This window comes from Streptomyces anandii JCM 4720, assembly GCF_014650655.1.
Taxonomy (GTDB): Bacteria; Actinomycetota; Actinomycetes; order Streptomycetales; family Streptomycetaceae; genus Streptomyces; species Streptomyces anandii.
This window is the reverse complement of the sequence record NZ_BMVJ01000018.1, coordinates 20719-25750: the sequence shown is the minus strand read 5'-3', so window position 1 is coordinate 25750 and position 5032 is coordinate 20719. Positions and strand designations below refer to the sequence as shown.

At 69.4% G+C, this 5032-nt stretch carries 5 protein-coding genes and 1 pseudogene; 1 reads left to right on the top strand and 5 read right to left on the bottom strand.

Features of this window, described 5'->3' with window-relative positions; all coding sequences use genetic code 11:
* The 5 genes and pseudogenes from IE249_RS38605 to rpmH form a co-directional block, all read right to left on the bottom strand.
* A pseudogene (locus tag IE249_RS38605) lies at positions 1 to 268 on the bottom strand (single-stranded DNA-binding protein); the annotation flags it as partial.
* 15 nt (positions 269 to 283) lie between these two features.
* Positions 284 to 1585, bottom strand: coding sequence for a membrane protein insertase YidC (yidC, locus tag IE249_RS26860; protein WP_189708757.1), 1302 nt, complete (start codon positions 1583 to 1585; stop codon positions 284 to 286).
* A gap of 3 nt (positions 1586 to 1588) precedes the next feature.
* Entirely contained in the window at positions 1589 to 1942 is a 354-nt protein-coding gene (yidD, locus tag IE249_RS26855) for a membrane protein insertion efficiency factor YidD (protein WP_189708755.1), read from the bottom strand.
* Complete coding sequence (rnpA, locus tag IE249_RS26850; protein ID WP_189708753.1) at positions 1939 to 2310, bottom strand: ribonuclease P protein component; 372 nt, start codon at positions 2308 to 2310, stop codon at positions 1939 to 1941. Before rnpA ends, yidD begins: the two co-directional genes overlap by 4 nt.
* Positions 2311 to 2331: 21 nt before the next feature.
* Positions 2332 to 2469, bottom strand: coding sequence for a 50S ribosomal protein L34 (gene rpmH / locus IE249_RS26845; RefSeq protein WP_003956500.1), 138 nt, complete (start codon positions 2467 to 2469; stop codon positions 2332 to 2334).
* Between the two features lie 398 nt (positions 2470 to 2867).
* Between rpmH and dnaA the strand changes: the two genes are divergently transcribed.
* A partial coding sequence (gene dnaA / locus IE249_RS26840; protein ID WP_189708751.1) for a chromosomal replication initiator protein DnaA occupies positions 2868 to 5032 on the top strand: 2165 nt, incomplete at its 3' end.

Genomic DNA, 5032 nt, shown 5'->3' with positions numbered 1-5032 from the left:
CCCGGTGCACGGCCAGTCGCGTGAGCTCCTGCAGTGCCTCGAGCACCTCGCCGTCGCGTCCGACCAGCTTCTGCAGGTCCCGGCTGCCGGCGTCGCTGATGATCGAGACGGACGCACGGTCCGCCTCGACGTCCATGTCGATGTCACCGTCGAGGTCGGCGATGTCCAGCAGACCCTCGAGGTAGTCCGCCGCGATCTCGCCCTCCTGCTCCAGGCGGGACAGGGTGTCTGCACCCTCGGCAGCGGCGGAGGTGGTGCCTTCCGTCACGGGATGGGCTCCTTCTTACTTCTTGGACGGGGACTTGGGCCGCTGCGGACCCTTGCGCTGACCGGACTGCGCCCTGCTGCGGGTGCCGTTGCCCGGCTTGGCGGCCGCGCCCTTCTCGGTGGCGGCCGGCGGGGCGTCCTGCGGCTCGTCGGACTTGCTCAGCGAGGTGGTCTGCGGAACCTGCTCGGCATCGGTGTCACCGGCCGCCTTCGGACCGCCCGACTGGCGCTGGGCCTTGGACTGCCGCTTGGGCTGCTGGCGCCGGGGCGTGGCAGCGGCGGCCGTGGTGGTGGTCGTGCCGTCCTCGGTCTGCACCACGACGGCGCCCTCGCCCTTCACCACGGTTCCGTCGGCCTGGGCCACCAGGCCCGCCTTGCTCAGACCGTTGATGAACTTGCGCTCGAACTCGTTGCGGTCGCGGCCCTTGGTGACGATCGCCTTGACGATCGCCTTCTCGCTCCGCCTGCGGACCTTGCCGTGGTTCGTGACGTGCTTGCTCAGGCGCTCCAGGTAGGCGGCCTGGGCCTTGGAACCCGGGGTGGGGTTGTTGTGGATGACGTACATCTGCTGGCCCATGGTCCACACGTTGGTGGTCAGCCAGTAGACGAGGACACCGACCGGGAAGTTGATGCCGAAGACGGCGAACATGACCGGGAAGACGTACATCAGCATCTTCTGCTGCTGCATGAACGGCGTCTTCACGGTGGTGTCGACGTTCTTGGTCATCAGCTGGCGCTGCGTGTAGAACTGCGACGCCGACATCATGACGATCATGACCGCGGTGACGACCCGGACGTCGGTCAGGGACGCGCCGAGCGCGGCGACCTTGTCGGCGCTGTCCGTGAACTTCGCGGCCAGCGGGGCGCCGACGATGTGCGCGTGACGGGCGCTGGCGAGCAGCGACTCGTTGATGACGCCGATCGTCTTGCCCGTCGCGATCGCGTTGAGCACGTGGTACAGGGCGAAGAAGAACGGGGACTGCGCCAGGATGGGAAGGCACGAGGAGAGCGGGTTGGTGCCCGACTCCTTGTACAGCTTCATCATCTCTTCGGACTGACGCTGTTTGTCGTTCTTGTAGCGCTCCTGGATCTTCTTCATCTCCGGCTGGAGCGTCTGCATCGCGCGCGTCGCCTTGATCTGCTTCACGAAGAGCGGGATCAGGCAGATGCGGATCAGGACCACCAGGGACACGATGGACAGACCCCAGGCCCACCCGGTGTCAGGCCCGAAGATCGCTCCGTACACCTTGTGGAACTGGACGATGACCCAGGAAACGGGCCAGGTGATGAAACTGAAGAGGCTGGCAATCGTGTCCACTAATCATGCTCCTTGGGCATGGGACGAGGTCTTCGCGGCCGGGCTCGGCGGGTTGGTCCCGTCGGTGGCCGGTTCGGCGGCGGAGGTCCCGCCCTTGCGTGCGCGCCAGGCGCCGCGCAGCATCTCGTGCCACCGCGGGCGCTTGCGCGGCGGGACATGGTCCACACCGCCCAGCGACCACGGATTGCACCGCAGGATGCGCCACGCGGTAAGGGCTGTTCCCTTGATCGCGCCGTGCCGGTCGATGGCCGTGTAGCCGTAGTGGGAACACGACGGGTAGTACTTGCACACCGGCCCGAGCAACGGGCTGATGGTCCACTGGTACAGCTTGATGAGAGCCAGCAGCGGGTACTTCATCGCGCGCCCCCTCCCAGCAGTCGTCGAAGGGCGGCATCCAGGTCTCGGGCCAGCTGAGCGTGGTCGGCGTCGCCCGCTCCGGGCAGCGCTCGTACGACTACCAGGCTACCGGGGGGCAGCAGGGCGACCCGGTCACGCATCAGATGGCGAAGTCTGCGCTTCACGGTATTGCGTACGACCGCGCCACCCACTGCCTTGCTCACGACGAAACCCGCACGCGTCGGGGGAGCGCTCTCCCCAGGCGCGTGCGGGTCCGTGGCACCGCTTCGAAGGTGGACGACGAGGAGTGGGCGTCCGGCCCGGCGTCCTCGTCGTACCGCGGTCGCGAAGTCCTCGCGCCGCCTCAGCCGGTTCTCGGTGGGCAGCACGACGGCATGACCTGACCGGAATCAGGCGGACAGACGGGCGCGACCCTTGCTACGGCGGGACGCGAGAATCGCGCGGCCGGCACGGGTGCGCATACGCAGCCGGAAGCCGTGGGTCTTCGCGCGACGACGGTTGTTCGGCTGGAAGGTGCGCTTGCTCACTCGGGGGCTCCAGAAAGAAATCGGTGGTTGCGGGGTGCCGTCCTGGCTGTCACCGTGCGCCCACGAGTAGCTCGCAGTTACGCCCGAGTGCACCGCTGTCCGATCACCTTGCGCGATCTGTGCCCTTCGGAGGCAGGCGGCAGCAGCCATCGACAACTCGACCTGGTTACGGTACGCGCGGCTGCGCCATTCGGTCAAACCAGCAGGCGCCGAGAGACACTGTCCACAGCCTGGGGACAACAACTTGAACCGTACGGGCCGCCCCGAATACCGTGACTCGACTGACGATTCGTTCCCTTGTCCCCCGCCCCAGCGGTTTTGCCCCGCACATCCGACCGATTCCGTCCCGACCCGTCCCCGGACCACACGTTCGTGGGACCCGTGAGAGAGCGTGCCCTGTGGCTGACGTACCTGCCGATCTTGCCGCAGTGTGGCCACGAGTACTGGAACAGCTCCTCGGCGACGGCCGCGCGCAGGGCGTGGAGACGAAGGACGAGCACTGGATCCGCCGCTGTCAGCCGCTCGCGCTGGTCGCGGACACGGCGCTGCTCGCGGTGCCGAACGAGTTCGCGAAGGGTGTGCTCGAGGGCCGCCTCGCGCCCGTGGTCAGCGACACGCTGAGCCGCGAGTGCGGCCGCCCCATCCGGATCGCCATCACCGTCGACAGCTCCGTCGGCGAGGCCCCGGCCCCCGCGGCACCCGCTCCGCCGGCGCCGCCCGCCCCGCAGCGCTACGAGGAGCAGGAGCTCCCCACCGGCCAGGGCGGCTACGACGGTCAGGGCTCCTACGAGGGCCAGGGCGGCTACGAGGGCCAGGGCTCCTACGACGGCCAGGGCGGCTACGAGGGTTACGGCAGGCACCGGCAGGAGAACCCCCGCCCGGGCCGCCCCGGACGCGCGGACCAGCTCCCCGGCGTAGGCGGCGACCCGCTGCCGGGCCCGGGCCCCCAGCAGTCCGACGGCCCCGACCAGCTCCCCACCGCGCGCCCCGCCTATCCCGGGGAGTACGCGGACTACCAGCGCCCCGGGCCCGGCGCCTGGCCGCGCCCCAAGCAGGACGACTACGGCTGGCAGCAGCAGCGGCTCGGCTTCCCCGAGCGGGACCCGTACGCCTCGCCGTCCCAGGACCCGTACGCCACGCCGGCGCAGGACTACCGCTCGCAGCCGGCCGACCGCGGGGGGTACGACCAGCCGCGCTCCGACTACGAGCCGTCCCGCGCGGACTACGACGGCCGCGACCACGACAAGCGGGAGTACGACAACCGCGGGTACGACGGCCGCGAGTACGACAAGCGGGACCACGACAAGCGCGAGTACCCCGGCCGCGACTACGACGGCAGGGGCTACGACGGGCGGGACTACGACGCCCGCGACTACGACAACCGCGACGGCGGCCGGCGGGAGCTGCCCGGGCAGGACGGCGCACCCGGGGGCGCCGGTCATGTGCACCGCGGCGGCCCCATGGGCCCGAACCTGCCCACCACCGGCGCCCCCGGACCGCTGGCGGCCAAGCCCGCCCCCGCGTCCGGGCCGGGTGAGCCGACCGCCCGCCTGAACCCCAAGTACCTCTTCGACACCTTCGTCATCGGCGCGTCCAACCGGTTCGCGCACGCGGCCGCGGTCGCCGTCGCCGAGGCGCCCGCCAAGGCCTACAACCCCCTGTTCATCTACGGGGAGTCGGGCCTCGGCAAGACCCATCTGCTGCACGCCATCGGGCACTACGCCCGCAGCCTGTACCCGGGCACGCGCGTGCGGTACGTGAGCTCCGAGGAGTTCACCAACGAGTTCATCAACTCCATCCGCGACGGCAAGGGCGACAGCTTCCGCAAGCGCTACCGCGAGATGGACATCCTGCTCGTGGACGACATCCAGTTCCTCGCGGACAAGGAGTCGACGCAGGAGGAGTTCTTCCACACCTTCAACACGCTCCACAACGCCAACAAGCAGATCGTGCTCTCCTCCGACCGGCCGCCCAAGCAGCTGGTCACCCTGGAGGACCGGCTGCGCAACCGCTTCGAGTGGGGCCTGATCACCGACGTCCAGCCGCCGGAGCTGGAGACGCGCATCGCGATCCTGCGCAAGAAGGCGGTGCAGGAACAGCTCAACGCCCCGCCGGAGGTACTGGAGTTCATCGCCTCCCGCATCTCGCGCAACATCCGCGAGCTGGAGGGCGCGCTGATCCGGGTGACGGCGTTCGCCTCGCTCAACCGGCAGCCGGTGGACCTGGGCCTCACTGAGATCGTCCTCAAGGACCTCATCCCGGGCGGCGAGGACTCGACACCGGAGATCACCGCGACAGCCATCATGGCGGCCACGGCCGACTACTTCGGCCTCACGGTCGAGGACCTGTGCGGCAGCTCGCGCGGCCGCCAGCTGGTCACGGCCCGGCAGATCGCCATGTACCTGTGCCGTGAGCTGACCGATCTGTCGCTGCCGAAGATCGGCGCCCAGTTCGGCGGCCGCGACCACACGACCGTCATGCACGCCGACCGCAAGATCCGCGCGCTGATGGCCGAGCGGCGCTCCATCTACAACCAGGTCACCGAGCTGACCAACCGCATCAA

Coding starts and splice junctions, on each gene's coding strand:
- yidD (WP_189708755.1), bottom strand. CDS start 1,942: ATGAAGTACCCGCTGCTGGCTCTCATCAAGCTGTACCAGTGGACCATC.